Source organism: Bradyrhizobium sp. McL0616 (genome assembly GCF_049993385.1).
Lineage (GTDB): Bacteria > Pseudomonadota > Alphaproteobacteria > Rhizobiales > Xanthobacteraceae > Bradyrhizobium.
In genome coordinates, this window is record NZ_CP188255.1 from 2,258,257 (window position 1) to 2,282,304 (window position 24,048).

25 protein-coding genes are annotated in these 24,048 nt (G+C 63.5%); 12 read left to right on the forward strand and 13 right to left on the reverse strand.

Annotation, left to right across the window (positions count from 1 at the left end; translation table 11 throughout):
* Window positions 1-114 precede the first annotated feature (114 nt).
* Window positions 115-720, reverse strand: a complete 606-nt coding sequence (locus ACPPVR_RS10905) for a TetR/AcrR family transcriptional regulator (RefSeq protein WP_426614224.1) — start codon at window positions 718-720, stop codon at window positions 115-117.
* Between the two features lie 132 nt (window positions 721-852).
* Here ACPPVR_RS10905 and ACPPVR_RS10910 point away from each other — a divergent pair, with 132 nt between their 5' ends.
* The 4 genes from ACPPVR_RS10910 (at window position 853) to ACPPVR_RS10925 (ending at window position 7,608) form a co-directional block, all read left to right on the forward strand.
* The gene (locus ACPPVR_RS10910) at window positions 853-2,085 is read left to right on the forward strand and encodes a cytochrome P450 (RefSeq protein WP_426614225.1); all 1,233 of its coding nucleotides are present in this window, start codon (window positions 853-855) and stop codon (window positions 2,083-2,085) included.
* A gap of 154 nt (window positions 2,086-2,239) precedes the next feature.
* Window positions 2,240-5,884 (forward strand): AsmA-like C-terminal region-containing protein, encoded by a 3,645-nt coding sequence (locus ACPPVR_RS10915; protein WP_426614226.1) that lies wholly within the window; start codon window positions 2,240-2,242, stop codon window positions 5,882-5,884.
* 331 nt (window positions 5,885-6,215) lie between these two features.
* Window positions 6,216-7,340, forward strand: a complete 1,125-nt coding sequence (locus tag ACPPVR_RS10920) for a DUF2336 domain-containing protein (protein ID WP_426614227.1) — start codon at window positions 6,216-6,218, stop codon at window positions 7,338-7,340.
* A gap of 34 nt (window positions 7,341-7,374) precedes the next feature.
* Window positions 7,375-7,608 (forward strand): hypothetical protein, encoded by a 234-nt coding sequence (locus ACPPVR_RS10925; protein WP_426614228.1) that lies wholly within the window; start codon window positions 7,375-7,377, stop codon window positions 7,606-7,608.
* Window positions 7,609-7,618: 10 nt separating this feature from the next.
* Here the strand turns inward: ACPPVR_RS10925 and ACPPVR_RS10930 are convergent, their stop codons facing one another.
* The 3 genes from ACPPVR_RS10930 to ACPPVR_RS10940 form a co-directional block, all read right to left on the reverse strand.
* Entirely contained in the window at window positions 7,619-7,978 is a 360-nt protein-coding gene (locus tag ACPPVR_RS10930) for a hypothetical protein (RefSeq protein WP_426614229.1), read from the reverse strand.
* Window positions 7,979-8,057: 79 nt separating this feature from the next.
* Window positions 8,058-8,720 (reverse strand): HAD hydrolase-like protein, encoded by a 663-nt coding sequence (locus ACPPVR_RS10935; RefSeq protein WP_426614230.1) that lies wholly within the window; start codon window positions 8,718-8,720, stop codon window positions 8,058-8,060.
* A gap of 127 nt (window positions 8,721-8,847) precedes the next feature.
* The gene (locus ACPPVR_RS10940; protein WP_426614231.1) at window positions 8,848-9,585 is read right to left on the reverse strand and encodes a 3-oxoacyl-ACP reductase family protein; all 738 of its coding nucleotides are present in this window, start codon (window positions 9,583-9,585) and stop codon (window positions 8,848-8,850) included.
* 103 nt (window positions 9,586-9,688) lie between these two features.
* Between ACPPVR_RS10940 and ACPPVR_RS10945 the strand changes: the two genes are divergently transcribed.
* Both ACPPVR_RS10945 and ACPPVR_RS10950 read left to right on the forward strand, forming a co-directional pair.
* Window positions 9,689-10,288, forward strand: a complete 600-nt coding sequence (locus ACPPVR_RS10945) for a TetR/AcrR family transcriptional regulator (protein ID WP_426614232.1) — start codon at window positions 9,689-9,691, stop codon at window positions 10,286-10,288.
* Between the two features lie 250 nt (window positions 10,289-10,538).
* Window positions 10,539-10,967 carry a universal stress protein gene (locus ACPPVR_RS10950; protein ID WP_426614233.1) on the forward strand — a complete coding sequence of 143 codons (429 nt, stop codon included), beginning with the start codon at window positions 10,539-10,541 and terminating at the stop codon, window positions 10,965-10,967.
* A gap of 151 nt (window positions 10,968-11,118) precedes the next feature.
* Here ACPPVR_RS10950 and ACPPVR_RS10955 read toward each other — a convergent pair whose 3' ends face one another.
* From ACPPVR_RS10955 to ACPPVR_RS10965, 3 genes are all read right to left on the reverse strand, one after another.
* Entirely contained in the window at window positions 11,119-11,616 is a 498-nt protein-coding gene (locus ACPPVR_RS10955) for a GNAT family N-acetyltransferase (RefSeq protein WP_426614234.1), read from the reverse strand.
* A 124-nt stretch (window positions 11,617-11,740) separates the two neighbouring features.
* Window positions 11,741-13,066: an MFS transporter gene (locus ACPPVR_RS10960; RefSeq protein ID WP_426614235.1), complete on the reverse strand. Its 1,326-nt coding sequence runs from the start codon at window positions 13,064-13,066 to the stop codon at window positions 11,741-11,743.
* A 232-nt stretch (window positions 13,067-13,298) separates the two neighbouring features.
* Window positions 13,299-13,715, reverse strand: coding sequence for a winged helix-turn-helix domain-containing protein (locus tag ACPPVR_RS10965; RefSeq protein ID WP_426614236.1), 417 nt, complete (start codon window positions 13,713-13,715; stop codon window positions 13,299-13,301).
* Window positions 13,716-13,867: 152 nt separating this feature from the next.
* Between ACPPVR_RS10965 and soxC the strand changes: the two genes are divergently transcribed.
* The 6 genes from soxC to ACPPVR_RS10995 all read left to right on the forward strand — a co-directional run bounded on the left by soxC (window position 13,868) and on the right by ACPPVR_RS10995 (window position 18,706).
* Window positions 13,868-15,148, forward strand: coding sequence for a sulfite dehydrogenase (soxC, locus tag ACPPVR_RS10970; RefSeq protein ID WP_426614237.1), 1,281 nt, complete (start codon window positions 13,868-13,870; stop codon window positions 15,146-15,148).
* A complete protein-coding gene (locus ACPPVR_RS10975) occupies window positions 15,135-15,680 on the forward strand; it encodes a c-type cytochrome (RefSeq protein ID WP_426614238.1) in 546 nt (181 codons plus the stop codon). Before soxC ends, ACPPVR_RS10975 begins: the two co-directional genes overlap by 14 nt.
* Before the next feature lie 65 nt (window positions 15,681-15,745).
* Window positions 15,746-16,150 carry a DUF302 domain-containing protein gene (locus ACPPVR_RS10980; protein ID WP_426614239.1) on the forward strand — a complete coding sequence of 135 codons (405 nt, stop codon included), beginning with the start codon at window positions 15,746-15,748 and terminating at the stop codon, window positions 16,148-16,150.
* 101 nt (window positions 16,151-16,251) lie between these two features.
* Window positions 16,252-16,743 carry an ester cyclase gene (locus ACPPVR_RS10985; RefSeq protein WP_426614240.1) on the forward strand — a complete coding sequence of 164 codons (492 nt, stop codon included), beginning with the start codon at window positions 16,252-16,254 and terminating at the stop codon, window positions 16,741-16,743.
* Window positions 16,744-16,938: 195 nt separating this feature from the next.
* Window positions 16,939-17,196 carry a DUF305 domain-containing protein gene (locus ACPPVR_RS10990; RefSeq protein WP_426614241.1) on the forward strand — a complete coding sequence of 86 codons (258 nt, stop codon included), beginning with the start codon at window positions 16,939-16,941 and terminating at the stop codon, window positions 17,194-17,196.
* Window positions 17,197-17,209: 13 nt separating this feature from the next.
* Window positions 17,210-18,706, forward strand: coding sequence for a YncE family protein (locus ACPPVR_RS10995; protein WP_426616071.1), 1,497 nt, complete (start codon window positions 17,210-17,212; stop codon window positions 18,704-18,706).
* Between the two features lie 185 nt (window positions 18,707-18,891).
* Here the strand turns inward: ACPPVR_RS10995 and feoB are convergent, their stop codons facing one another.
* The 6 genes from feoB to ACPPVR_RS11025 all read right to left on the reverse strand — a co-directional run bounded on the left by feoB (window position 18,892) and on the right by ACPPVR_RS11025 (window position 23,936).
* Window positions 18,892-20,763 carry a ferrous iron transporter B gene (gene feoB / locus ACPPVR_RS11000; protein WP_426614242.1) on the reverse strand — a complete coding sequence of 624 codons (1,872 nt, stop codon included), beginning with the start codon at window positions 20,761-20,763 and terminating at the stop codon, window positions 18,892-18,894.
* 22 nt (window positions 20,764-20,785) lie between these two features.
* On the reverse strand, window positions 20,786-21,061 hold the full coding sequence (locus ACPPVR_RS11005; protein WP_426614243.1) for a FeoA family protein: 276 nt from the start codon (window positions 21,059-21,061) through the stop codon (window positions 20,786-20,788).
* Between the two features lie 113 nt (window positions 21,062-21,174).
* On the reverse strand, window positions 21,175-21,429 hold the full coding sequence (locus ACPPVR_RS11010; protein ID WP_426614244.1) for a ribbon-helix-helix domain-containing protein: 255 nt from the start codon (window positions 21,427-21,429) through the stop codon (window positions 21,175-21,177).
* Window positions 21,426-21,614, reverse strand: a complete 189-nt coding sequence (locus ACPPVR_RS11015; protein ID WP_426614245.1) for a DUF4169 family protein — start codon at window positions 21,612-21,614, stop codon at window positions 21,426-21,428. Before ACPPVR_RS11015 ends, ACPPVR_RS11010 begins: the two co-directional genes overlap by 4 nt.
* 277 nt (window positions 21,615-21,891) lie before the next feature.
* Entirely contained in the window at window positions 21,892-23,322 is a 1,431-nt protein-coding gene (gene fumC / locus ACPPVR_RS11020) for a class II fumarate hydratase (protein WP_426614246.1), read from the reverse strand.
* A 101-nt stretch (window positions 23,323-23,423) separates the two neighbouring features.
* Window positions 23,424-23,936 (reverse strand): SspB family protein, encoded by a 513-nt coding sequence (locus ACPPVR_RS11025; RefSeq protein ID WP_426614247.1) that lies wholly within the window; start codon window positions 23,934-23,936, stop codon window positions 23,424-23,426.
* Between the last annotated feature and the right edge of the window lie 112 nt (window positions 23,937-24,048).

The following is a 24,048-nucleotide window of genomic DNA, read 5'->3' on the forward strand; positions in this document are numbered from 1 at the left end:
GAGCAATCTTCATGTCCGTTCAGGGTCAAAAGGCGAAATGCCGGAGTTGTCCGCTTAAGTCTGCCTGATCCCTGGAAGCAGACATCAGACATGTATCGGGCGCTTCAGCCGTGCTCACTCCGATGCTAACCCCGTCCGCCGCCGCAGATCCGTAATCGCCCGCAAAAAACTGTCGGCCGGCGTCGTTTCCGGATCGATCAGCCGGTGCAGGCGAAAGCCGTCTTCGAGGGCCAGCACGACGGAGGCCATCCAGGGCGGGTTCAGCGTGTCGCCCTGCGCGTTGCTCTTCAGCGTGGCCTCGACGATGTCGGCGATCAGCTTGCGGCGCAGGCGCTTCGCAAGCTCGGGCCGGCGTTTTTCAGCGCGCGCGACGAAGAGGATCATCTCCATATGCAGGAGGGGCGAGCGCCCGAGTGGATCCTGTCGGGTGCGATCCATCCCCTTCAACGCCGCGATGAAATCGTCGAGATTCCTGTGCTGCGCGAGGATGTCCATGTTGCGCCGGATCGATTGCTCGACATGGTCTTCGAGCATGGCGATGATCAACTCGTCCTTGCTCTTGAAGTTCGAATAGAACGCGCCGCGGGTGAAGCCTGCCGCCGCCGCGATCGCCTCGATGCTGGCGCCGCCGATGCCGTCCTCCTCGAATACACGCGCGGCCGCCTCGAACAGTCTGTCGCGCGTGTCGTCCCTGGTCGGCCTGGTTCTCACCCTTGACATCGCGCCAGGTTAGGGCAGAATGCAACTCGATACAACAATGTATCGAGTTTATAGTTTTAGGGATGGTTACGCCGCGCAACCAAGGGAGCGATCGGCGTATTCGTGTCATGCGGCAACCGGTTTGAGGTCACCATGAACGAGCAAGTGCAACCCGCCGGCGGCGATCCGCTGTTCAACCCGCTGTCGCCGGACTTCATCCGCGATCCCTATCCGCATTACGACCGGCTGCGCACGATCGATCCGATCCATGTGACGCCGTTCGGCCAGTTCGTCGCCAGCCGACATGCCGATGTCAGCCTCGTGATGCGCGACAAGCGCTTCGGCAAGGATTTTGTCGAGCGCACGACGCGCCGCTATGGCCCTCAGATCCTGAACGAGCCGGTGTTCCGCAGCATGGGCCACTGGATGCTGCAATCCGATCCGCCCGACCACACCCGCCTGCGCGGCCTGGTGGTGAAGGCCTTCACCGCCCGCCGGGTCGAGGACATGCGGCCGCGGATCCAGGAGATCGTCGACCAGGCCATCGATGCCGTGATCGATCGCGGCCACATGGACCTGATCGAGGATTTTGCCTTCCGCCTGCCTGTCACCATCATCTGCGACATGCTCGGCATCCCCGAGGACCATCGCGAGGTCTTTTACAACAGCTCGCGCGACGGTGGCCGCCTGCTCGATCCCGTGCCGCTCACGCCGGAGGAGATCGCCAAGGGCAACGCCGGCAACATGATGGCGCAGATGTATTTCCAGCAGCTGTTCGAGCTGCGCCGTCGCAGTCCCGGGGACGACCTCACCACCCAGCTGGTGCAGGCCGAGGAAGACGGCAACAAGCTCACCAATGAGGAGCTGACCGCCAACATCATCCTGTTGTTCGGCGCCGGCCACGAGACCACCGTCAATCTGATCGGCAACGGCCTCCTTGCACTTCATCGTAACCCAGACCAGCTCGCGCTGCTCAAGGCGCGGCCTGAGCTGATGGTGGGCGCGATCGAGGAGTTCCTGCGCTACGATTCCTCGGTGCAGATGACCGGACGCGTCACGCTGGAGGAGATCGACGATCTCGGCGGCAAGAAAATCCCAAAGGGCGAGAGCGTGCTCTGCCTGCTCGGCTCGGCCAATCGCGATCCGGCGGTCTATCCCGATCGCCCCGACCGGCTCGACATCACCCGTCCCAACGTCAGGCCGCTGTCGTTCGGCGGCGGCATCCATTTCTGCCTGGGCGCCCAATTGGCACGCATCGAGGCCGAGATCGCCATCGCCACGCTGTTGCGGCGGCTGCCCGATCTGCGCATCGACAACGTCGAGACCCCGGAATGGCGGCCGACCTTCGTGCTGCGCGGCCTCAAACACCTGCCGGCGAGCTGGTGAAGGGCGCCGGCATTAACCTCCGCGCGCAACAGTCGCTGTGACTTCGCCACACTTCCCCCTATATAAGGGGTTGTTCCGGCGCGCCTGAAGCCTTTGCGGTCAGGGTTTGGAGGCCAAGGTTGGTCTTGGTGCCGGCTTGGCCGAGGGGAGACCCGTGCAGACGACGCTGCTCGGATTGGCGATTGCCTTTATCTTAGCGCTTTTGGCCGCGCTGATCGGGCCTTACTTCGTCGACTGGAACCAGTTCCGGCCCCAGTTCGAGGCGGAGGCGACCCGGATCATCGGCGTGCCGGTGCGGGTGGCGGGTGAGCTCAACGCGCGGCTGCTGCCGGCGCCGACCCTGCGGCTGCGCTCGGTCACCTTCGGCGGCAACAACGATCTCGGCCGCCTGCGCGCCGACAAGCTCGACGTCGAGTTCAGCCTGAGCTCCCTGATGCGCGGCGAATGGCGCGCCACCGAGCTGTCGGTCAACGGCATGGCGGTGGATCTCGGCCTTGACGCCAAGGGACGGGTCGACCTGCCGTCCACCGCGAGCGGCACCTTCAATCTTGCTTCCCTTGCCATCGAACGGCTGAACCTCACCGGCCGCATCGCCCTGCATGATGCCGCCAGCCGCGCGACGCTGGAGCTGAGCGACATTGCCTTCTCCGGCGATGTGCGCTCGCTCGCAGGTTCCGTGCGGGGCGACGGCAATTTCACCGCCGCAGGCGCGCGCTATCCGTTCCGCATCTCCTCCGGCCCGAGTGCCGATGGCAGCGCCACGCGCCTGCACCTCAACATCGATCCCGGCGAACGCGCCTTCCTGGCCGATCTGGAAGGCGTGCTGGCCTTCGACAATCGCCTGCCGAAATTCGACGGTGCGCTGACGCTGGCCGTGCCCGCGACGAAGAAGCCGGGCGAGGCGGGACCGACGCCCTGGAAGCTGACCGCAAAGCTCAAGGCCGATCCGGCCGGAGCGAAATTCGACCAGGTCGATGCAAGTATTGGCACTGATGACAATGCGCTCAAGGCCGGTGGTGTCGGCGACCTCCGATTTGGCGCTTCTCCGCTGTTGCGCGCAGTGCTGTCGGCACGCCAGGTCGATGCCGACAAGCTCGCCGGCAAGGGCGATGCCGAGCCGCTGCGCATCCTGCCGGCGCTGCGCGCGGGCCTTGCGGCGATCCCGCAGGCGCCGATCCCGGCGCAGATCGAGTTCAACTCCGATCAGATCATGCTGGGCGGCCGTCCACTCCAGAACATCACGGCTGAGCTGACGACCGACGGCCGGTCCTGGACCTTTCAGCGGCTCGACCTGCGCGCGCCCGGCATGACGCAGCTTGCGCTGAACGGCGCGGCTCCGGGCTCCGACAGTTTCAGCGGTCGCCTCAGCGTCGAATCCTCCGATCCCGATACGCTGGTGGCGTGGCTCCAGGGCCGCAACGAGGTCAACCGCCGCAGCACCAAGCCACTGCGCCTTGCGGGTGACGTGACGATCGCCGCCAACCATCTCGCGATCGACAGACTGAAAGCCGACGTCGAAGGCGGCACTGTGGAGGGACGGATCGCCTTCGTTCAGACCGGCGCGAACAAAGGTTCGCGGATCGACGCCGAGCTCAAGGCCGACCGTCTCGATCTCGATGCCGTCGCGAGTTTTGTCCGGGCGCTCGCGGGCCCGCAGGGCGAATGGCCGGAGGAAGCAAAGCTCTCGCTCGACGTCGGCCGCGCGATTTCCGCCGGCCAGGAGCTGCGTCCATTCGCGGCCAAGCTCGGCTATAGCCCGAATTCGCTGTCGCTGGAGCAGTTGCGGTTCGGTCAGGCGAGCGGCGTGACCACGGACGCAAGCGGCAATTTTGACCGCGCCCACGCGACCGGCCGGCTCGCGCTGAAATCGTCGGCCAATTCGCTGCACGAACTCACTGCATTGATCGAGCCGTTCGCGCCGGCGGTGCGCGCACGCTTCGATGCCCTCCCATCGTTGCCCGGTGCGACGCGCCTGAAGCTCGACCTCAGCCTCGACAAGAACACCGAACATGCCGACCGCAGCGACGCGCGAATCGTGCTCGACCTCGATGCGCCGCAGCTCAAGGCCACCGCGACGCTGGCCGCGCAGACACCAGTGGCGGCGCTGAATGGCATCGACCTCGACCGCCTGCGCAACAGCGACTTCACGCTGGACTCGAAACTGTCGACGCCGCAGGCCAGCACGCTGACGGCGCTGCTCGGCCTTGATCGCATGGTCGCCCCAGGCGAGGGCGCCTCGCAGATCGAGGCTAAGCTCAGCGGCGCGTGGCGCCGGCCGCTGCAATTGAACGCCAAGCTCAGTGGCGGCGGGCTGGATGCGGATGCGCAAGGCAGCGTCGAATTGTCGACGCCGGAGCCGAAGGCCAGCGTGAACCTGCGCGTGCGCAACGCCAATCTGGCGCCGCTGTTCGGGACCAGCCCGGCCGACAAATCGGCTCAAAACGTCAGCCTTTCATCCCGCGTCGGCCTGTCCGGCAACAAGCTCACCCTCGACGATCTCGACAGCACTGCCGCCGGCTCGCACCTGCGTGGCCATCTGGCGATGACGCTGAACCAGGAGAAGAGTGTCGACGGTGAAGTCGGGCTGGACTCGCTCGATCTTGCGCCCGCGCTCGCGCTGGTCATCGGCGCGGCCGGACAAGCTGCCGGCGAGCCCCTGAGCGCGGGGCTCGTCACCGGCTGGCGCGGCCGCATCGCCTTTCAGGCGTTGCGCGGAAGCTTGCCGGGCGGAATCGAAATACGCCCCTTCAGCGGCACGCTCAGGAGCGACGGCCAATCGCTCGCGCTCGATGCACTCAAGGGCGGCGTTGGCGGCGGTGAGATGATTGCAAGCCTCGATGCGCGCAATGGCGCCAATGGCCTTGCGCTGAACGCGCGTCTCGATCTGATCAATGTCGATGCGGCAACGCTGCGCTATCGCGATCTCGCTTTGCCGAAAGGGCGCGCGTCGATACAGATGGCGCTGACGAGCCAGGGCCGCAGTGTTGCCGCCCTGACCGGCGCGCTCGCCGGCAATGGCACGGTGACGCTGGACTCCGCCGAGATCGCCGGCCTCAATCCGCGCGCCTTCGAGATCGCAATCCGCGCCAGCGACGGCGGCCAGGTCGTCGACGACAACCGGCTTCGTCAGCTCGTCGAGCCCGCGCTATCGGCAGGTCCCATTGCGGTCGCCTCGGCGCAGATCCCGTTCACGATCCGCGACGGTCGGCTGCGGGTCGGCGCCACGCCGCTGGAAGCGAAGAACGCGCGCGCCATCGTCTCCGGCGGCTACGATATTCCCGCCGACCAGGCTGACATCCGCGCCAGCCTGACGCCAATCATGACCGGCCTCTCCGGCGCTCCGCCGGAGATCCAGTTGTTCGCGGCAGGTCCCCCCGACAGGCTCAACCGCACCGTCGATCTCGCGCCGCTGTCCTCGTGGCTTGCCGTGCGGACGATCGATCGCGAGACGCGTCGGCTCGATGCCATCGAGCGCGGCGAGCCGCCGCCGGCGACCGCGGCTCTGCCGACGCTGGTCTCTCCCGAGCCCGTGCCCGAGCCGTCGCTGACCGACGTGCCGATGCCGGGCCGCGACCCGCGCCGCGCGCCGGCCAGGCCCAGGGTTGAACCCAAGGCCGAATCCAAGGCCGCGCCGATGCCGAAGGCGCCGCAGGCCGCGCCCGCCGTACCAAGCCTGCCGCTCGCGAGCCAGCAGATCGCGCCGCTGCCGCCGCCGATCGAGGTGAGGCCGGCCCCGGGCCCGCCGCCGCCAAGACTCAAGCCGAAGCCGCCGCTGGTCCTGACGCCGTCGAATCCTTAAGAGAAGGCTATCGCATTCGCGGCCGATCCTTCGAGACGCCCGCTGTTGGCGGGCTCCTCAGGATGAGATCTCGTTTCGCGGCGAGATCTCAGACCCTCATGGTGAGGAGCGCCGCCTTACGGCGCGTCTCGAACCATTAGGCCGAGGCATGGCTCACCCGTAAACACATTCCCTCGCATTTTAAGGAATTTTGCTCGGCAAAACTGAGCTGCCGATTTTACCGGATTCTCGCGTTTGATCCCTAGTGTCTGTTCCCAGAGGAATCCGGCGTCGCGCCAGAAGCGGCGGGACGGCTCGCCAAGAACTGGGACCAAGAACTGGGGTGATCGAGATGAACGGGGCGAAATCGATTCTACAGGATCTGGACGACGCAATCGCGCGCGGCACCGACGAAAGCCGGACGCGGGCGTTGTGGCACGCGACCGACCTTTTGATCACCGGTCGCTACGTCGACGACGAGATCAGCATGTTCGGCGAGGTCATCGGGCGGCTTGCCGAGGAGATCGAGGTTGTCGCGCGCGTGCAGCTCTCGGAGCTCATGGCCGCCTGCGATCACGCCCCGCTCAATGTCGTCGCGCAACTTGCCTTCGACGACGAGATCGCCGTCGCCGGCCCGGTGCTGCGCGAATCCACCCGGCTTGACGAGAAGGTGCTGATCGAGAGCGCCATGACCAAGGGCCAGTCGCATCTGCTCGCGATCGCCCAGCGCAAGTCGATCGGCGAGGCCGTCACCGACGTGCTGGTCAAGCGTGGCGACCAGGAGGTCGTGACCTCGGTCGCCAAGAACGAGGGCGCGCGTTTCTCCGGCTCGGGCCTGTTGCACATGGTCAGGCGCGCCGAGGGTGACTCGATCCTCGCCGAGCAGCTCGGCCTGCGCAAGGACGTGCCGCGCCACATCTTCCAGCAACTGATCTCGAAAGCGTCGGAAGACGTCCGCCGCCGGCTCGGGACCGAGCGCCCCGAAATGATGGCGCAGATCCAGAGCTCGGTGACCGAGGTCACCGGCGATCTGCAATCAAAATTCGGTCCCTCGTCGCGCAGCTATTTCGTCGCCAAGCGCGTGGTGACGACGCAGTACCGGCAGGGCAACCTCAACCAGGATTCGATCTCGAACTATGCACGCCAGCACCGTCTCGACGAGGTGCAGATCGGCCTGTCGCTGCTCTCGGCGCTGCCGGTCGATGTGATCGAGCGCGCGATGATGGACCGCAACCGCGAGATCTTGCTGGTGCTGTGCAAGGCGCTCGATTTCTCCTGGGACACGACCATGTCGCTGCTGTTCCTCGGCGCCAAGGATCATCTGATCACGGCGCGGGAGCTCCATGACAACGAGCGCGATTTCGGCCGGCTCAAGATCGAGACCTCACGCAGCGTCTTGAAGTTCTACCAGTCGCGCAAGAACAGCGCCGGCGCCGACCCCACCCAGGGTCGTCAGCCCGAGCTCCAGATCCACTGAGCATCATCCGGGAATTGGCAGGGGAGTATTTGCAATGTTGCCTCAATTCGGCACCGCGATTCGCAAGGCCAAGAGCCTCAACGCCGAGACGAGCGGATCGGCTCCGGAGAGAGCCACCGTCGACGCCGCGTGGCTCGTGCTGGAAGCCGCCAACGATCTCGGCGACCACGCCGCGATCGAAGCCTGCCGCCGCGTCATCGACGCCGAGCTGAACGGCACGGTGGCGGGAAGCTCCGATACCGATCTCGTGCTGGGTTATTTCAGGTAAGGTCGGCGGCTCAGCCGCAATTCCAGACCGCGCCGATCGGTGTCCGCGTCCAGCACGGGCCGAAGCTGCCGCCATTGTAGCGCGGGCCGGCGAAGCCGGGCCGGCCGAAATAGCGCCGGTCGCCGTTATAGCGGTAATAGTAGGGCACCGGGTCGATATACCAGGGGCGCTGGTTTTCGCGCGCGTAACGCTGCAGGCCGTTCTTCTGCATAAAGAGCGGCTGGCTATTGCTCAGCGGTTGACGATAGCCCGGCAGGAAGCCGTAGCCATGCCAGCTCTGTGCTGGCTTCTTGTGCATTGGCGCAGCCGGCGCGGTAACCGGCAGCAGCGACAGTACGACAGCAACAAATAGACATGCGAGGCGCGACATGAATCGACCATAGACAGTCGATGGCGGGAACGCCATTCAAATTCGAGTGCGTATTTCTTGCCGTTCGAATCGGACAAAATCACGCCAGCATCGATAAAACCGCATGAACGAGGTCAGTGCTGCGGTCCACCAGATGATCCGCGCCCGCCGTTTCAAGCTCACCCCGGCTGCCATACCCCCAGAGCACGCCGAGGCCGCGCATCCTGACCGCGTGAGCGCCGACGATGTCGTGCCGGCGGTCTCCGACCATGAGAGCGTCCGAAGCAACCAGTTTCCGTTCGGACAGGATGTGAGCGAGCAATTCAGGCTTGTGATCCAGCGCGCCGCCGTCCACCGAGCCGTAGATGCCGTCGAAATATCCGGTCAAATTCAGATGCTCTGCGATCCGCCGGGCAAAGACCTCCCGCTTCGACGTGGCCATGTAAATTCGCAAGCCGGCTTGCCGCATGCCTTCGAGAGCGTCGCCAATTCCGGAATAAAGCTCGCTCCCGAGATAGCCGATCTCGCCGTAGTGCTGACGATAGGCCAGCACGGCCTCATCGAGGCGGTCGTCGTCATATGTCTGGAGCAAAGCGCGCAGCACGTCTTCGAGTGGCGGCCCGATGAAGGGCGTGATGTCGAACGTTTCGTCAGGGCCGTGTCCCAGCGTACGCAGAGCAGTGAGGCAGCTTGCGGCAATGCCGGGACGGGAATCGATCAACGTCCCGTCGAGATCAAGCAGTACAGAGCGGCTTCCAGACATGTTCGAAGCATAGCATCGTCATGGCCAGCCAGCCCAGATCAGATGGCGTGGCACGAAGAGACGACAATTGCTGTTGTGAAGAACTCGGCCGGGCTAAACCTTGGCCCGGCCGCTTGCTCCCGGCCGCCTACGCGTTCGCGCCGCCGTCCACCGTCAGTGTCGAACCGGTGATGTACTTCGCCTTCGCGCTCGCAAGGAACGCCACGGCGTTGGCGATGTCGTCGGGCGCGCCGTAGCGGCCGAGTGCCATGAACTGCTTCAGCGTCTCTGCGGTCGGGCCGCTCGCAGGGTTCATGTCGGTGTCGATCGAGCCGGGCTGCACGAGGTTGACCGTGATGTCCTTTGAGCCGAGCTCCCGCGCCAGTCCCTTCGTGAACGCGATCAGCGCCGACTTCGAGGCCGAATACAGGCCGAGCACCGGCGAGGGCACGCGGTCGGCGAAATAGCTGCCGATGGTAATGATGCGGCCGCCCTTGCCAAGGTGGCGCAGCGCGGCCTTGCTCGCGACGATCGGCGCGCGGACATTGACGTTCAGCAGCGCGTCGATATCCGCGAGCGAGATATCGTTGAGGCCGCCGAGGCGAAGAATGCCGGCATTGTTGACCAGGATATCAAGTCCGCCCAATGCGGCGACGGTCTTCTCGACCGAGGCCTGGACAGCGGCAACATCGGCGCTGTCGGCCTGGATCGCCACGGCGTTTCGCCCAGTCGCCTTGATGGCGTCAACGACCTTCGCGGCGTTGTCTGCGGACTTTTCGTAAGTGATCGCAACATCCGCGCCTTCCGCGGCCAGCGCCTTTGCGATGGCCGCGCCGATACCTCTGCTTGCGCCCGTCACAAGGGCCCGTTTTCCTGCCAGCGTCATCGTACTCTCCAATTCAATTCTGTAGTGATCGACACAGAATAAGTGGTGGCTTGATCGCCGGCGTCAAGCGAATTATGTGTTGACCATTACAGAAAGAGACGTCATGGCGGGTCGGCCACGGGAATTTGATCGGGAGGCGGCGTTGGAGGCCGCGATGCTGCTGTTCTGGCGCAAGGGCTTTGCGGCGGCCTCGATGAACGATCTGTGCGACGCCATGGGCGTCCGCTCGCCGAGCCTCTATGCGGCCTTCGAGAGCAAGGAGGCGCTCTATCTTGCGGCGATCGAGCATTACGTCCTGACCCAGGGACCTCCGGTCTGGGACAGGCTTGCGGAAGGAGCAACCGCGCGTGACGGCATCGAGAACCTGCTGATCGGGGCGGCCGAGACCCTGCCGAAATCCCGCTCGGCACCGGCCGGCTGCATGGCCGTGCTGGGCGCCGTTGGCGACGAATGGCCGGCCTCGATCGCCCGCGTGGTCAGGAAGGTCCGGCTCGACATGCTCGGAAATTTTCGCGCGCGGCTGGAGCCTGCGGTCGCCACTGGCGAATTGCCCGCCGCAACCGACATTGAAGCCCTGAGCCGGTTCTATCTCAGCGTCTTCCAGGGCATGGCCATCCAGGCCAAGGACGGCGCGACGCCGACGGAGTTGAGAGGGGCAGCCGAGGCGGCCATGGCCGCGTGGCCGGGCGGGGGTGGCAAGTAGCGAAGTCTAGAACTCTAGATTCGACGAAACAGGTGCCCAATGGACGATCGTACCGACGCCGGCATCGGCCCGCATCGAGATTGAAGTGACGGCGATCATCTCGGACTGCCGGGCCTCTTGCGCCAATGCTGGCATCTGGGTCGCGGGGCGTTGGGCCAGGAGATTGATCTATCTCAAGACTATATCCGAAATGCGGGCCCAGCTTGCATACGGAAGGCAGTGATGCATCCAGACGAGCGGGAGGCGAAGCATGTACCGGCACATTCTCATTCCGACTGATGGGTCCGAGCTAGCGGAGCACGGAGTGGCGCACGGGTTGGCGCTGGCGAAATCCCTTGGAGCCAAGGTATCTGCAATCTTCGTTGTGGAGCCGTTTTCAGAAATGACAGGAAGGTTCCGTGAAGCAGTCGCAACATATGCTGAGCTGCGCAAGGAACAGGCCACGAGCGCGTTGGATCGCGCGGCAAAGGCGGCCAAGGAGGCTGGCGTTTCCTGCGAACCGATTCAAGTGGAGAACGGGCAACCCCATCAAGCCATCATCGCAGCGGCTGAGAATAAAGGTTGCGATCTCATCGTTATGTCATCCCATGGGCGTAGCGGACTCTCCATGCTTCTAATCGGCAGTGTGACAAACAAGGTGCTGACGCAAGCGAAAACTCCCGTACTGGTTTGTCAGTGAATGTGTGAACCTGGAGTTCTCGCTTGCCACGAGGGCTGGAAAACTCATCAGTCGCACAAAGCGCCTGCTGCTTTGCGTCATTTGCACGCCTTACGTGCCGGTTAGGCCTCGTCGGCCCGGCACCCCAGAAGCGGACAATCCGGATTTATACTCACCGCTGGATGCGGTAAATCACGACGTCTTCGCCGTGATGCGTCGTGCTTTTCTCGAGCACATAGTTCGCTTTCTCCAGCACGCGGCGGGATGCGCTGTGCTCGACGAAGACCAGGCCGATGAGCGACGGCAGTTTGAGTTGTGACAGGCCGATGTCCGTCAGCGCGATCGCGATCTCGCTCGCAAATCCCTGGCCCCAGAGACCGCGCTTGAAGGTGTAGGCAATCTCGATCTCATCGATGCCGTCCACGCGGATGTGCCGGATTCCCGCCCGTCCGGCGAACGCGCCGTCCTTTGTTCGCAGCGCCCAGAGCCCAAAACCGTGCTGGTCCCAATGGGCCATGTTGGTCGCGAGATAGGTCGTCGTGACCTCGGCCGAACGCACGCCGCCGAGATAGCGGGACACGTCGGGATCGAGGTGGAGTTCGACGAGGTCGGCGAGGTGATCTTCGCGCAGTCGCTCGGCGATCAGCCTCGTCGTGCTGAAGCTATTCATGAAAGCAAATAGTCGCTTTGGATCTGGTCGCGATCTTGATGCCGCTGGGGCCGATGATGCCATCGTGCGCCTGTTTTGCACGACGGATCAACGGCCCCGCAGCAGCGGCCGGCCATCATGCAGTCTAGTGCGCCATCGCAATTTCACCGGGCAACTGCTCGCGCCTTGCATCGATCCGCAGCATCACGACAACGATTGCGCCCACCAGCGCGCAACCCGCCAGCAAGAGCAGGCCCGCGGTAAAATTGCCGGTCAAATCCTTCAGATAGCCCATCGCGTAGGGACCGGCGAAACCGGACAGATTTCCGAGCGAGTTGATCGCGGCGATTCCGGCGGCGGCCGATGCGCCCGTCAGGAAACTTGCCGGCAGTGGCCAGAACATCGGGGGCACCGCGGAGACGCCGATCTGTGCAAAGCAAAGCAACGCCATGATGAGCACGGAGTTGGACACGAGACCTGCCAATCCGATCCCGACCGCTGCCATCAGGAGCGCTGCGGCAACGTGCCCCTTTCGCTCCATGGTCCGATCGGAATGACGACCGAGCACCACCATGCCCGCGGCTCCGAAAACAAAGGGTAGTGCCGCGAGCAAACCGGTCTGGGTGTCACTGACGCCAAAGCCCTTGATGATGGTCGGCAAGAAGAACGCCACGCCGTAACTTGCGGCGTTCAGGCAGAAGTACACCAGAGCGCACGCCAAAATGCGGGGATCGGTCAGCGCCTGTCCCAGGGACAAATGTTCCACGCGCTCCTTGTTGCGCTTCTCGGTGGCCTGCACGTTCTCCAGCCAGGCAATCTCGTCCGGTTGCAGCCAGCGGGCCTGGCGCGGGAAATCGGTCAGATAGAGCAGGACGCCGATGCCGACCAGAACCGACGGCAGAGCTTCGAGAATGAACAGCCACTGCCAGCCTTCCAGTCCCCAGCCGGTCACGCCGAGCAGCATGCCGGAGATGGGTGATCCGATGATGGACGAAATCGGGATTGCCAGCATGAACAGGCTGATGACCCGGGCGCGGTAAACCGCGGGAAACCAGAGCGTCAAATAGAAGATGATGCCGGGAAAGAAACCCGCTTCGCAGGCGCCGAGCAGCAAACGAAGAGAATAGAAGACGCCCGTCGTCGGAATTCCCGTTGCTGCCGATATCGACGGGATGAATGCGAAAGCCGCCGAGACGATCCCCCACGTAATCATGATGCGGGCGATCCAGACGCGCGCGCCGACTTTCTCCAGAAAGATATTGGAAGGCACTTCGAACAGGAAATATCCGACGAAGAACAAGCCGGCGCCGAGCCCGAAGGCGGCTTCACTCAACCCAAGCGCCTGGTTCATGTGCAGCTTGGCAAAGCCGACATTGACGCGGTCGAGATAGGCTACGAAGTAGCACAAGATCAGGAACGGAATAAGCCGCCACATCACCTTGCCAATGACCCGAGTCTCGACGTCTTGCATGGCAAAGCCTCCCGCTTGATCACTAGGCTCCGGTTCGAACATCCGGGCAGCGTTACGAAACTATGACGCTCGGACACGATGAGTGCAAACGGCATTTTGGGGTTCACGCCAAAGCGACAGTTATGCTGCCATGCACGGCACTGTCTTGCCGATGCCTCCAGGTCCGGTGAGCGTGACGATGCGATGGCCGGACGAGGATCCAGAAGGTGCTGCGTGACGATCTCCCGCCCGATCAGCGGCGATGTTGCTGCCGGAAAGTTGTTCCGATGGTGCAGCGATACTCAGCGGCGGGCGTCGGGTTTGCCGGGACCGGCGGCGTATCGTTCTGCTGAACTGTCCACGTTCCCAGCAGCTGATAGCCGCGCCCCGCGACGGTCTTCAATATTGTGCGATCCGACCCCAGCGCCTTTCGAACCGTCGATATGTGGGGCTGCAACGTGTTTTCCTCGACCACGGCACCGGGCCAGACGCCGTTGATGAGATCGCATTTGTTGACGAGGGAACCCGCCGCTCGCGCGAGAATCTCGATGACCTCGAACGCACGGCCGTCAAGAGGCGCGACAACGCCTCGCGAGCGCAATTCGCGCCGGGCGATATCAACTTCCCAATCGCCCGACTTGTAGACCAGCGAACGAACTTCAGCAGGCATCTTCGACAGGGCCTCACGCGGAGAGTTTTCGAAAAAGCACGATAACGTGGCTCGATCAGAGCCACCTTCAGAATTTTTCAGAATTGCATCAGGGCGCTCGCGTTTCGATAGGGGTATCGTGTGATCATTGTAGCGACCTTGAGGACGTCGAGATGGCCGAAGAGCAAAATCCTGTCGGAGTCGTCGATCGCGACCGCCGGCTGGTCAGTTTATCTCGGAGAGGCTTCATAGCGTCATCCACAGGCCTGGTCGGAAGCATGGTCGCTGGTCACGCCGCCGCAGAAACGCTGGCAGATGTGCCGCCGCGCGAGGATGGTACGGATCTCAGTGGCCACAGCGAGCGGTCAAAATATACCAAAATCGCGCGCATTCCCGAGGCTGGTCCGGGCAAGCGCAATATCGATCCAGGCGATGCGATCAATTCGAAGACGCCTCTCGATAAATTATTCGGCAGCATCACCCCGTCGGACCTGCACTACGAGCGAAGCCATTCCGGCGCACCCGATCTTGATCCGGCGCTGCACCGCCTGCTGATCCACGGCATGGTGCGGAAGCCGCTGGTTTTCAATGTCGAAGACTTGAAGGCCATGCCGTCGATTTCGCGGGTTGTCTTCATCGAGTGCACCGGAAACGGCTGGGAGAACTGGAAGAAGGCCGACGGAACTCTGACCGTGCAGAACACGCATGGACTTGTCAGCACCAACGAATGGACCGGAGTTCCCCTCAAATTCCTGATCGATCTGGTGGGGAAGGAATCCAATTCGCGATGGGTGCTTGCCGAGGGTGGCGACGCTGCGGGCGTTGCGCGCAGCATCCCTCTCACCGACGAAATCCTGAACGAAGCGTTCGTGGCCTACGGCCAGAATGGCGAGCCGCTGCGCCCCGCGCATGGCTTTCCGATGCGGCTCATCATGCCGGGCTTCGAGGGCAACCTCAACATCAAGTGGCTCCGGCGGCTCAAGTTCGGCGACCAGCCCTGGATGACGCGCTGGGAGACGGCGCGGTACACGCAGCTTCAGGCCAACGGAAAAGCCATTCAGTTCCAGCTTCGGATGGAGACCAATTCCGTCATCACGTCGCCTTCCGGGACCATGGTGATCAAACCGGGTTATCGTCGCATCACCGGGTTAGCCTGGAGCGGACACGGCAGGATCACGAAGGTCGAGATATCGACCGATGGCGCGAAGACCTGGAAGGAGGCGCAGCTCGGTTCGCCGGCACTGGCCAAGGCGCAGACGCGCTTTCAGATGGATTGGGCATGGGACGGCAAGCCGACCAGGATCGTTAGCCGTTCGACCGACGATCAGGGGAACGTCCAGCCTGATCGAAAGTCCTTCATCGCGGCAACCGGGACCAACGCGCTCTTCCACTACAATGCGCAGCAGACCTGGAGCATCGACGAGACCGGGAGAGTTCGCAATGTCCTCGACTAGCAAGGTCGTTCTCGCAGCCGTCGCAGCACTCGCCCTGGCGATGCCCGCGCTTGCCGATGATTTCGGCCGTCCGGCGACGCCGGACGAGATCGCGCTATGGGACATTGACGTCAGGCCCGATGGACGCGGACTTCCCCCTGGCAGCGGTACGGTGGTTCAGGGCAAGCAGGTGTTCGCGGATAATTGCGCGGTCTGCCACGGCGACAATGGTGTCGGCGGGATCAAGGACCGCGTCGCGGGCGGCAAGGGTACACTCACGTCTGACGCTCCGGTGAAGACCGTGGGAAGTTACTGGCCCTATGCGACCACGCTGTTCGATTACATTCACAGGGCGATGCCATATCAGGCGCCGGGTTCGCTAAGCGCGGACGATACCTATGCTGTTGCCGCCTACATACTGAACCTCAATGGCATCCTGCCATCCGATGGAAAGCTTGACCGCGAAAACCTGCCGGCGGTCGTCATGCCCAATCGTGAGGGCTTTGTGCCCCAGCCGGAGTTCGACCCGGCCACATTGTTCAAACCAAGATGATGTCGGGGTTAGCAAGGACACTCGCCCTCGCTCTCATCGCAATAACGCTGTCGGGAGTACAAGCAATGGCCGCTGATGGATTGATCGCGCTGCGCAGCAGCTTCGGTCCCGAGGACACGATGAACCGTTGCGAGGCCGAGGTCCGCGCCAAGGGCATGACTGTTTTTGCGCATATCGATCATGCAGCAGGCGCCAGTGCCGTTGGGCTGCCATTGCGGTCGACGGATTTGTTGATCTTCGGGGCGGCCAAGGGCGGCACGCCGCTGATGCAGTCGATGCAGACGATCGGCATCGACCTGCCGTTGAAAGTGCTGGTCTGGCAGGACGAGACCGGCGCAACCTGGCTCGGCTACAATGATCCCGCTTACCTCGCGCGCCGGCACGGCCTCGGCGTGGCTGCCAAGCCCGCGGTCGAGATGATGTCGGGTGTGTTGAAAGCGATAGCCGCCAAAGCGACAACCGCCCCCTGAGGAAGGACGTCCACATGGCAATGACTTCGCTTCATCGACACGTGCGGCGTTGCCCGCGCCTTTGCCGGGCCGCGGCGGCGGTCGCGAATGCGGTTGCCGCGATGGCAATTGCGACGGCGGCCTTTGCAGCCGAACTGGTGCAGCCAAAACAGCTTATCGTCGATGGCAGCCTGCCGAGAGCGGAGGCCGAGGCACGGATCCTCGCCGCCAGCAATTACGATACGTTCTGGAACACCGGCGAGGAGAAATTTGCCATGGCGGCACTGGCTCCCGACTTTGTGGACCGGACGCTGCCGGCCGGACGCGCCCAGGGCGTCCAAGGGCCTCTTGCCGCGTCGAAATTCGTGCGTGCGGCCATCCCTGATCTCACCTGCGAGATCGAGCAGATGATCGTCGCCGGAGATCGCGTCGTGACGCACCTCCATTTCCGCGGCCACTTCACCGGCCGGTTCAACGAGAGCCAGGGGAAGGGCGAGGAGATCGACTTCATTGCGACCGATATCTATCGCGTCGCCAACGGGCGCATCGCCGAGAACTGGCATATCGAAGATAATTTGACTCTGCTGCGGCGGCTCCACCAGGTCGAGAAGTGAGTTCAAGTGATGTCGCAATCTTATGAAGGGACTGCCGCGATGAAGATCTGGAAAGCCTCGCTTGTTGCGACGGCCATTGTTGTCGCTGCGTTCGCGACCGAGCATCAATGGGGCCAGCGGCCGGGACATTCTCTCTCAATCATGTCCGAGCTGTGTGGGGACGAGGCCCCGTTCGTCGCCGAAAATCGCGTTGCCATGCAGCGCATGATGGATGGCATGACTGTCGAGCCGTCCGGAGACGTCGATCGCGACTTTTCATCGATGATGATTGCTCATCATCAGGGCGCGATTGAAATGGCGCAGGCCGAGCTTCGTCATGGCCATAATGAGCTGCTGCGCCGGATCGCGCAGGAAATCGTGGTCGAGCAGCAGCAGGAGATTGCGGCGATGCGCCTCTCGCTTGGCGAGAGACCGACGCGTTCGGCGATCGCGTCGACCGCGCTACAGGAATAAGGAGGCAAACATGATGCGCCAAATGCTGAAAATTGCGGTCTCTTCCGTAGTGATGAACATGCTGGCCGTCCCGGCATGGGCCGGGCAGGCTCCCGGGCTTGCGACGGCAGCCGACATTCCGATCAGCCATCACGATCGCGTCTACGCGGCCGAGCAATTCTCCAACACGGTGTCGGTGACAGATCCCGCCGACAACAAGCTGCTCGGCGTCATTCGCCTTGGCTCGCCATCGCCGGCGAATTTCAGTCCTCTCTACCGCGGTCAGCTTCTCGTGCATGGAATGGGATATTCGCCCGACCATCATACGCTCGCGGTTGTCTCGATCGGGTCTAATTCGGTGACGTTCATCGACACGGCGACCAATACCGTCAAACACACGACCTATGTCGGACGCTCGCCTCACGAGGCCTTCTTCACGCCCGATGGCAAGGAGGTCTGGGTGACCGTGCGTGGTGAGAACTACGTCTCTGTCCTCGATGCGACCAGCTATCAGGAGAAGACGCGCATCATTCTGCCGAACGGCCCGGGCATGCAGATCTTCTCGCCGGATGGCAAATACGGTTACGTCTGCTCGTCCTTCAATCCTGAAACCACCGTCATTTCGGTCGCCGATCATGCGATCGTCGGCAAAGTCGCCCAGGCGAGCCCGTTCTGCCCGGATATCGCGGCAACGCCGGATGGCGCGCAGGTCTGGTTCACCCTCAAGGACACCGGCAAGGCGCAGGTCTTTGACGCGCGGCCGCCGTTCAATTTGCTCAAGACCCTCGACACCGGACCGATCACGAACCACGTCAACATTGTCCGCAACGCCAATGGTCAGTTTGCCTACATCACGGTCGGCGGACTCAATGAGATTCAGGTGTACCGCACTGACGATTTCGCGAAGGTCGCGACGATTCCGGTCGGCAAGCTGCCGCACGGCATCTGGCCTTCCGGAGATGGTACACGGGTGTATGTCGGGCTGGAGAACGACGACCAGATGATCGCTGTCGATACGCTCACCAACCGCGTCATCGCCAGTGTCCCGATCGGCCAGGCGCCCCAGGCCGTCGCGTATGTTCCCAATGCCGTGCCCGGCATGGGCATGCAAGGTAACGAAGCGATGAGCGTCATGGACGGCGCAGTGAATCCCGGGACCAATGCATTGCAGCAGCTCGATGTCGCTGGTCATGTCGCTCATTTCGCGATGGTCGCCCCGGGAGCGGCCCAGGCGTCAACCAGCGTGAGCCTGTTCGACCAGGGCCTGTCGCAGGTGTTGCAGGCCGCGGTCACCGGCCTTGAGCCAAGGCGCCCCTATGCCCTTGCGCTTGCCAATCTTCCCGACGGTAGCGGAGCCCTCGAGCCGATCGCGAGCTTCATGACCAACCCCGCCGGCTCGGCAATCGTCAATGCGCTGGGCCCGATCAGGCAAGTCGTTCAGGGGAACGCAGAAGGCGGTCGCCGCTATCTGGTGATTGCCCCGGGCTCGATGGCCGAGCTTGGAAAGCCGGTGCAGGTGCAGGTGCCCTGAAGTTTTGGGGATGATGCCATCGTGCGCCTGTTTTGCCCGACGGGTCAACCGACTCCGTAGCCCGGATTGCGCTGTGCTCCATCCGGGCTACGGCCGGATGATTTTTGTACACGCATAACCCATTGATCTCACAGCCGCCGTCTACTGTGCATGGGGTTGTTTTCGCCATTTTAGTGGGGAGGGGGCTACCCCGCCCCGAGCGCCACCGCGATGTTGTAGGTCACGAGGCTCGCCGCATAGGCCAGCACCAGCATGTACGCAAACGTCGTCGCCATCCAGACCCAGCTTCCGGTCTCGCGCTTGATCACGGCCAGCGTCGAGGCGCATTGCGGGGCGAAGATGTACCAGGCGAGCATCGACAGCGCGGTTGCCAGCGACCATTTCGTCGCAAGCACCTGGCCGATCTGCTCGGCCGCTTCCTTGCCGCCTTCGATCGCATAGACGGTGCCGAGCGCTGCGACCGCGACCTCGCGCGCTGCCATGCCCGGGATCAGCGCGACGGCGATCTGCCAGTTGAAGCCGACAGGCGCGAGCAGCGGCTCGAGCGCCTTGCCGATGATCGCAGCCAAGCTGAAGTTGATGGCGGGCTCGGTCGCGCCCGCCGGCGGCTGCGGGAACGAGGCCAGGAACCAGATCAGCACCATCATCGAGAAGATCGTGGTGCCGGCGCGGTGCAAAAACATCTTTGCCCGCGTGGTGACGCCGATCGCGATCGATTTCAGCCGCGGCATCTTGTAGTCGGGCAGCTCCAGCATGAACGGCGCCGGCGCATAGTCGCGCAGCATGAAGAACTTGATCAGGAACGAGACGGCAAGCGCGCTGACGATGCCGGTCGCGTAGAGGCCGAACATCACGAGGCCCTGGAGGTTGATGAAGCCCCAGACGTCCTTGGCCGGAATGAAGGCCGAGATGATCAGCGTGTACACCGGAATGCGCGCCGAGCAGGTCATCAGCGGCGCGATCAGGATCGTGGTCAGCCGGTCGCGCTTGTTGTCGATCACGCGCGTCGCCATGATGCCGGGAATGGCGCAGGCAAAGCTCGACAGCAGCGGAATGAAGGCGCGCCCGTGCAGGCCGGCGCCGCCCATGATGCGGTCCATCAGGAACGCGGCGCGCGCCATGTAGCCGAAATCTTCCAAGAGCAGGATGAACAGGAAGATGATGATGATCTGCGGCAGGAACACGATGACGCTGCCGACGCCTGATATCACGCCGTTCTGAAGGAAGCTCTGCAACAGGCCGGCGGGGAGGGTGGCGTGCACGAACTCGCCGAGCGCATCGAAGCCGGAGTTGAGCAGCTCCATCAGCGGCTGCGCCCAGGCAAACACCGCCTGGAACATCACGAACAGGATCAGCGCCAGCACGATGAGGCCGCCGACGGGATGCAGCACCACGGAATCGATCCGCGCGGTCCAGGTGTCGGGCCGGCTCGGCAGGCTGACGCAGTCGGCGATGATGCGGTCGGCCTCGCGCTGGGTGGCGCGCAGCTCGGCCACGCTGAGCGCGCGCCAGCTGTTCTCGGCCGGCTCGGCCGCGAGCTTGGCCGAGATCTCGTCGGTCAGCGTCAATAGGTCGGCCGTGCCGCCCTTGCGCACCGCGATCGAGGTGACCACGGGCACGCCGAGCTCCTTGGCCAGCCGTTCGACGTCGACACTGATGCCACGACGGGTCGCGATGTCGAACATGTTGAGCACGAGGATCATCGGCCGGCCGGTGCGCTTGAGCTCGAGCAGCAGGCGGATGGTCAGGCGCAGATTGGTGGAATCCGCCACGCACAGCACGATGTCGGGCAGGGCCTCGCCGGAGGCCTTGCCGAGCACGAAGTCGCGGGTGATCTCCTCGTCGGGGCTGCGGCCGCGCAGCGAATAGGTGCCGGGCAGGTCGACCACCGAGACCTGGCGCCCCAGGGGCGTGACGAAGAAGCCCTCCTTGCGCTCGACGGTGACGCCCGGATAGTTCGCGACCTTCTGCCGGCTGCCGGTCAGCGCATTGAACAGCGAGGTCTTGCCGCTGTTTGGCGTGCCCACCAGGGCGAGATGCAGCAGGGGTGCTTCCATGGATTAAGGGTCCGGTCGCTATCTAAGCGACGATGATGGCCATGGCTTCACGACGGCGCACCGCGATCGTGATGTTGTCGACACGGACGGCGATCGGGTCGCGCCCGACCAGCCCCTCGTGCAGGACTTCCACCCGCGCCCCCTCGACGAAGCCGAGCTCGATCAGCCGGCTCTCGAGCTCGATGTCCGAGAGAGCCGAGCCGGTGTCCTTGGTGGAAAGGTGCTGAATGACGCCGGTGTAGCCGCGCAGGGCCAGACCCAGCGGCATCTCGGGGCGCGTCGTCTTGGTATCGGTCATGCCCTGTATTTTCAACGCAAGGCATTGAGGTCAAGCGCGCTCGCGCGCCGAAGCTGCACCTTAGAGCGATTTTAAAGTGCAGATCACGAACGCGTGGCGAAATCGCCCCGGCGCTACAGGGCCGGGACCTTTTCCGGCTGGATGGCGGCCATGGCGCGGCTCTTGAAATAATCGAGCACGAACAGGCGGATCGCCGAGGACAGATTGCCCTGCTGGCGGCCGCCGTCGATTTCGCCGACGAGCTCGGACAGCGTCATGTTACGCAGGCCCGAGATCTCCTTCATGCCGTTCCAGAACGCCTCTTCCAGGCTGACGCTGGTCTTGTGGCCGGCGACCACGATCGATCGTTTCACGACGGGCGATTTCATGGCTGATCCTCGCGATCGATCCGGTGCTGGTCCAGGTGCTCCTTCGCCTGGTCCGCGCGCGTCTCCTCCGCCGACCGCTCCGCCTTCGTGCGGCCGAACTTCGCCCGGTTGACGTCCGCCTGCTTCGCCGAGGTTTCCCGCTCGGCGCGCTTCCTGAAACGATTCAGGTTGATGACGTTCCCCATGCCGCGTCTCCATCACCCGATCCTCCTCAGACTGGATGAAACACTCAGAAACCAGGCGCCGCACTGCGCCCCATGAGACTTGATCGCCATTCGCTTGTCCTCGTCAATCGGCCTGTCGGCCATCAAACGATGAATTTCGCCCTGCCAAGGGCGGAGAGGCTTGCGTAACACGCATCCCCGCCGCGGCATTGACGGTAATCAAATCCTGCCCGCTTAGCCTTATATTTATGAGCTTTTTGGCTCCGTATCATTACGGATGACTATCGGAATTCGGAATTCACCCGGGTCTCGTCATCTTCTCCGGCTGCACCAGGCGGTCGAACTCATCCGCTGAGACGAAGCCGAGCCGCAATGCCTCTTCCTTCAGCGTGGTGCCGTTGGCATGCGCCGTTTTCGCCACCTTGGCCGCGTTGTCGTAGCCGATCTTCGGCGCCAGCGCAGTCACGAGCATCAGCGAGCGCTCCATCAGCTCCTTGATGTGTTTCTCGTCGGCGCGGATGCCGCTGATGCAATGCTCGGTGAAGGACCGTGCGGCGTCCGCGAGCAGGCGGATCGAGTGTAGCATGTTATAGGCAAGCACGGGCTTGTAGACGTTGAGCTCGAAATGGCCCTGGCTGCCAGCGACTGTGATGGCGGTGTGATTGCCGAACACCTGGCAGCACACCATGGTCATCGCCTCGCACTGGGTCGGATTGACCTTGCCCGGCATGATCGATGAGCCCGGCTCGTTCTCCGGCAGGATCAGTTCGCCGAGGCCCGAACGGGGACCCGATCCGAGCAAGCGGACGTCGTTGGCGATCTTGAACAGGCCTGTCGCGACGGAATTGATGGCGCCGTGCACCAGCACATAGGCGTCGTTGGAAGCCAGCGCCTCGAATTTATTGGCCGCGCTGGTGAAGGGGATCCTGGTAATCCCGGCAACGTGCTTCGCAAACAGCTTTGCAAAGCGCGGCTTGGAGTTGAGGCCGGTGCCGACGGCGGTGCCCCCCTGCGCCAGCGGATAGAGATCCTTCACTGCGACCTTCAGCCGCGCGATGCCGCTTTCGACCTGCGCGGCATAGCCGGAAAATTCCTGGCCGAGCGTCAGCGGCGTCGCATCCTGGGTATGGGTGCGGCCGATCTTGACGATCTTGGCGAACTCCTTCTCCTTCTTGCGCAGCGCGCGGTGCAGCTCGCCGAGCGCGGGAACGAGATCGGCCGTGATACGGCCTGCGGCCGCGATATGCATCGCGGTGGGAAAAGAGTCGTTCGACGACTGGCTCATGTTGACGTGATCGTTCGGATGCACCGGCTTCTTGGTGCCGAGCTCGCCGCCGAGCAGCTCATTGGCGCGGTTGGCGATCACCTCGTTGAGGTTCATGTTGCTCTGGGTGCCCGAGCCGGTCTGCCACACCACCAGAGGGAAATGGTCGTCGAGATTGCCGTCGATCACCTCGCGCGCGGCGCGGATGATCGCGTTGGCGCGACGCTGGTCGAGCAGGCCGAGCTCGCGGTTGGACTGCGCCGCGGCGAGCTTGACGATGCCGAGCGCATGTACCAGCGAAATCGGCATGCGATCGATGCCGATGCGAAAATTCTGGCGCGAGCGCTCGGTCTGCGCCCCCCAATAGCGATCGGAGGGGACCTCGATCGGACCAAAGCTGTCGGTCTCGATGCGGGTCGCGGAGCGAGCGGGGCGGGCAGTCTTCGAGCGGGGAGTCTTGGCCATGAGCACATCCGTTCTGCCGCGCGAAACGCCGCGCGGCTTCTTCATATGCTCTTCTATATAGGCAGTTTGGCCGGGCGCGACGGTCTCGCGCCCAACCTAGATCATTTCTTGCGGAAACGATCGAGTCGCACGACCTCGGCGCCGCCCTGGTTCGGCGGGGTCGGCTCGTCAGCGGTCTCCGCCGGCTCAGTGGCAGGCGCGGGCACAGCTATGGCCGACGGCGCGGCCGGCAACGTCTCGATCGCCACCTCGGCGACATCCGAGGTTTCGAACTGGAGGCCGAATTTCACGGACGGATCGAGGAAGCTCTTGATGGCGCTGAACGGCACGATCAGCCGCTCCGGAATGCCGCCGAAGGACAGGCCGACCTCGAAGCGATCCTCGAGCACGGTCAGGTCCCAGAACTGGTGCTGGAGGATGATGGTCATCTCTTCCGGATACTGCGCCAGCAGCCGCGACGAGATCTTCACGCCCTCGGCCTTCGAGACGAAGGTGATGAAGAAATGATGCTCGCCCGGCAGTCCATGGGACGCCGCATCGGTCAGCACCTTGCGCAGCACGCCGCGCAGCGCGTCGCGGGCCAGCACATCGTATCGGATATGATCGGTCGCCATGGTGGTCCTGTTGCATTCCAGGAGACGGGCCCTGCCGGCCCGACTCGCCAAGCCGCAATAGTACCGCGCCTGACGGGTCAGCAGGAGTCCCCGCCCGGAAGGAAATAAGAGG

Excerpts from the sequence above, each read along its gene's own strand:
- ACPPVR_RS11015 (WP_426614245.1), bottom strand. The coding sequence starts at position 21,614 with ATGGGGAACGTCATCAACCTGAATCGTTTCAGGAAGCGCGCCGAGCGG.
- ACPPVR_RS10975 (WP_426614238.1), top strand. The coding sequence starts at position 15,135 with ATGTCCTCGACTAGCAAGGTCGTTCTCGCAGCCGTCGCAGCACTCGCC.
- ACPPVR_RS10985 (WP_426614240.1), top strand. The coding sequence starts at position 16,252 with ATGGCAATTGCGACGGCGGCCTTTGCAGCCGAACTGGTGCAGCCAAAA.
- feoB (WP_426614242.1), bottom strand. The coding sequence starts at position 20,763 with ATGGAAGCACCCCTGCTGCATCTCGCCCTGGTGGGCACGCCAAACAGC.
- ACPPVR_RS10920 (WP_426614227.1), top strand. The coding sequence starts at position 6,216 with ATGAACGGGGCGAAATCGATTCTACAGGATCTGGACGACGCAATCGCG.
- ACPPVR_RS10905 (WP_426614224.1), bottom strand. The coding sequence starts at position 720 with ATGTCAAGGGTGAGAACCAGGCCGACCAGGGACGACACGCGCGACAGA.
- ACPPVR_RS10910 (WP_426614225.1), top strand. The coding sequence starts at position 853 with ATGAACGAGCAAGTGCAACCCGCCGGCGGCGATCCGCTGTTCAACCCG.
- ACPPVR_RS10925 (WP_426614228.1), top strand. The coding sequence starts at position 7,375 with ATGTTGCCTCAATTCGGCACCGCGATTCGCAAGGCCAAGAGCCTCAAC.
- ACPPVR_RS10990 (WP_426614241.1), top strand. The coding sequence starts at position 16,939 with ATGCAGCGCATGATGGATGGCATGACTGTCGAGCCGTCCGGAGACGTC.
- ACPPVR_RS10940 (WP_426614231.1), bottom strand. The coding sequence starts at position 9,585 with ATGACGCTGGCAGGAAAACGGGCCCTTGTGACGGGCGCAAGCAGAGGT.
- ACPPVR_RS10930 (WP_426614229.1), bottom strand. The coding sequence starts at position 7,978 with ATGTCGCGCCTCGCATGTCTATTTGTTGCTGTCGTACTGTCGCTGCTG.
- ACPPVR_RS10960 (WP_426614235.1), bottom strand. The coding sequence starts at position 13,066 with ATGCAAGACGTCGAGACTCGGGTCATTGGCAAGGTGATGTGGCGGCTT.
- ACPPVR_RS11025 (WP_426614247.1), bottom strand. The coding sequence starts at position 23,936 with ATGGCGACCGATCATATCCGATACGATGTGCTGGCCCGCGACGCGCTG.
- ACPPVR_RS10965 (WP_426614236.1), bottom strand. The coding sequence starts at position 13,715 with ATGCCTGCTGAAGTTCGTTCGCTGGTCTACAAGTCGGGCGATTGGGAA.
- ACPPVR_RS10980 (WP_426614239.1), top strand. The coding sequence starts at position 15,746 with ATGGCCGCTGATGGATTGATCGCGCTGCGCAGCAGCTTCGGTCCCGAG.
- ACPPVR_RS11005 (WP_426614243.1), bottom strand. The coding sequence starts at position 21,061 with ATGACCGATACCAAGACGACGCGCCCCGAGATGCCGCTGGGTCTGGCC.
- ACPPVR_RS10945 (WP_426614232.1), top strand. The coding sequence starts at position 9,689 with ATGGCGGGTCGGCCACGGGAATTTGATCGGGAGGCGGCGTTGGAGGCC.
- ACPPVR_RS10935 (WP_426614230.1), bottom strand. The coding sequence starts at position 8,720 with ATGTCTGGAAGCCGCTCTGTACTGCTTGATCTCGACGGGACGTTGATC.
- ACPPVR_RS10955 (WP_426614234.1), bottom strand. The coding sequence starts at position 11,616 with ATGAATAGCTTCAGCACGACGAGGCTGATCGCCGAGCGACTGCGCGAA.
- fumC (WP_426614246.1), bottom strand. The coding sequence starts at position 23,322 with ATGGCCAAGACTCCCCGCTCGAAGACTGCCCGCCCCGCTCGCTCCGCG.
- ACPPVR_RS11010 (WP_426614244.1), bottom strand. The coding sequence starts at position 21,429 with ATGAAATCGCCCGTCGTGAAACGATCGATCGTGGTCGCCGGCCACAAG.
- ACPPVR_RS10995 (WP_426616071.1), top strand. The coding sequence starts at position 17,210 with ATGCGCCAAATGCTGAAAATTGCGGTCTCTTCCGTAGTGATGAACATG.
- ACPPVR_RS10950 (WP_426614233.1), top strand. The coding sequence starts at position 10,539 with ATGTACCGGCACATTCTCATTCCGACTGATGGGTCCGAGCTAGCGGAG.
- soxC (WP_426614237.1), top strand. The coding sequence starts at position 13,868 with ATGGCCGAAGAGCAAAATCCTGTCGGAGTCGTCGATCGCGACCGCCGG.